Origin of the sequence: Phaeovulum veldkampii DSM 11550, assembly GCF_003034995.1 — a bacterium.
Lineage (GTDB): Bacteria > Pseudomonadota > Alphaproteobacteria > Rhodobacterales > Rhodobacteraceae > Phaeovulum > Phaeovulum veldkampii.
Genome location: NZ_PZKF01000100.1, coordinates 1 through 1619, shown reverse-complemented (window position 1 = coordinate 1619; position 1619 = coordinate 1). Strand labels below are relative to the sequence as shown.

At 63.7% G+C, this 1619-nt stretch carries 1 protein-coding gene; it reads right to left on the bottom strand.

The window, feature by feature from the left end; all coding sequences use genetic code 11:
* Positions 1–1546, bottom strand: a 1546-nt coding sequence (gene katG / locus C5F46_RS16015) for a catalase/peroxidase HPI (protein WP_107326290.1), incomplete at its 3' end; no start/stop codon positions are given.
* Positions 1547–1619 lie beyond the last annotated feature (73 nt).

The window sequence follows — 1619 nt, the reverse complement described above, 5'->3', positions numbered from 1 at the left end:
GCGCCGCGATCGGTTCCAGCACCGACAGCACACGCGCCAGACGCGCAGGCTCGTTGCCCTCCCAGTCCTTCTGCGGGGCCAGACGGATGCGCGCGCCATTGGCACCGCCGCGCATGTCGGACCCGCGGAAGGTGCGCGCCGAATCCCAGGCGGTGGCGACCATATCGGCCATGCTCAGCCCTGATGCGGCGATCCTGGCCTTGACCGCGGCCACGTCATAGTCGCTGCGGCCTGCGGGCACCGGATCTTGCCAGATCAGGTCTTCGGCCGGAACCTCGGGGCCGATGTAGCGCGCCTTCGGCCCCATGTCGCGGTGCGTCAGCTTGAACCAGGCCCGCGCAAAGACCTCGGTGAAATGGTCGGGGTCCTTGTAGAACCGCTCCGAGATTTCCCGATAGATCGGGTCCATCTTCATCGCCATGTCGGCGTCGGTCATGATCGGGTTGTAGCGGATGGACGGGTCTTCCACGTCAACCGGCTTGTCTTCTTCCTTGATGTTGACCGGCTCCCACTGCCAGGCGCCGGCGGGGGATTTCTTCAGTTCCCAGTCGTAGTTCAGCAGCAGGTAGAAATAGCCATTGTCCCATTTCGTCGGATGGGTGGTCCAGGCGCCTTCGATGCCCGAGGTCACGGTATTGCGGCCAATGCCACGATTGGTGTGGTTGATCCAGCCAAGGCCCTGTTCACACACATCGGCGGCTTCGGGGTCGGCGCCCAGTTCGGCGGCATTGCCATTGCCGTGACATTTGCCGACGGTGTGGCCGCCTGCGGTCAGGGCCACGGTTTCCTCGTCGTTCATCGCCATCCGGGCAAAGGTCACGCGCACGTCCTGCGCGGTGCGCAGCGGATCGGGCACGCCGTTCACCCCCTCGGGGTTGACGTAGATCAGGCCCATCTGCACGGCGGCAAGCGGGTTTTCCAGCGTCTCGCGGCTTTCGCCATCATAACGCGAGGTGCCCAGCCATTCCTTTTCAGACCCCCAGTAGGTGTCCTTTTCCGGGTGCCAGATGTCCTCGCGGCCAAAGGCAAAACCGAAGGTCTTGAGCCCCATCGATTCATAGGCGACGTTGCCCGCCAGAATGATCAGGTCGGCCCAGCTGATCTTGTTGCCGTATTTCTTCTTGACCGGCCACAGCAGCCGGCGCGCCTTGTCGAGGTTCACGTTGTCGGGCCACGAATTCAGCGGCGCAAACCGCTGGTTGCCGGTGCCACCGCCGCCACGCCCGTCGGCGGTGCGATACGACCCCGCCGCGTGCCAGGCCATGCGGATCATCAGGCCACCGTAATGGCCCCAGTCTGCCGGCCACCACTCCTGGCTGTCGGTCATCAGCGCGCGCAGGTCTGCCTTCAGCGCCGCGACATCCAGCGTTTTCACCGCGTCGCGGTAGGCAAAACCCGCAAGCGGGTTGGTCTTGGTGTCATGCTGGTGCAGAATGTCGAGGTTCAGCGCATTCGGCCACCAGTCCATGTTCGATGTGCCCATCGCGGTATTGCCGCCATGCATCACCGGGCACTTGCCGGTCGCCTTCATGTCATTTCCATCCATCGTCATCTCCGATCATGGCTTCAAAAAAATTCCAGATGATGGCCCGCCTCAGCGCGCCCTGCACAGGCCTGTC